This is a genomic window from Vibrio sp. 1978, from assembly GCF_033344345.1.
Genome location: NZ_JAWPOP010000969.1, coordinates 1 through 526, shown reverse-complemented (window position 1 = coordinate 526; position 526 = coordinate 1). Strand labels below are relative to the sequence as shown.

General features: G+C 45.8%; 2 protein-coding genes. Both read left to right on the top strand.

The window, feature by feature from the left end; genetic code table 11:
• On the top strand, positions 1 to 188 hold a 188-nt coding region (gene lspA, locus R8N49_RS30155), incomplete at its 5' end, for a signal peptidase II (protein ID WP_318190826.1).
• A gap of 156 nt (positions 189 to 344) precedes the next feature.
• On the top strand, positions 345 to 526 hold a 182-nt coding region (locus R8N49_RS30150), incomplete at its 3' end, for an FKBP-type peptidyl-prolyl cis-trans isomerase (protein WP_318190827.1).

The window sequence follows — 526 nt, the reverse complement described above, 5'->3', positions numbered from 1 at the left end:
TGATTATTGGTGGTGCCGTTGGCAACGTATTTGACCGCGTGATCCATGGTTTTGTGGTCGATTACTTAGACTTCTACTGGGGCAATTATCACTGGCCGGCATTTAACCTTGCTGATATGGCGATTTGTCTTGGTGCGGCGATGATTATCCTAGACGGCTTTCGCAAGAAAGACACAGCAAAAGCCTAAATCGTGGCCATGTATATTGGAAAAGTCGAATAACCCTAAGCGTCGTCCGTTGATTCGTACGACGCTTTTTATTATGTTGGAGCGCAAATCCGCACATCAGTGTATAAAAAGACAAAGCGGATAGACGTAATGACCCAAGAACAAGGAAGCAGTAACGTGACAACAATAACGAATGATTCGGTAGTAACCCTGCACTTTACGATCAAAATGAAAGATGGTTCGGTGGCAGACAGCACTCATAATATGGGCAAACCAGCGAAGTTTGTGATGGGTGACGGCAGCCTGAGTGAGAACTTCGAGCAGTGCTTGGTGGGTCTCCAATCTGGTGAGAAAAAAGC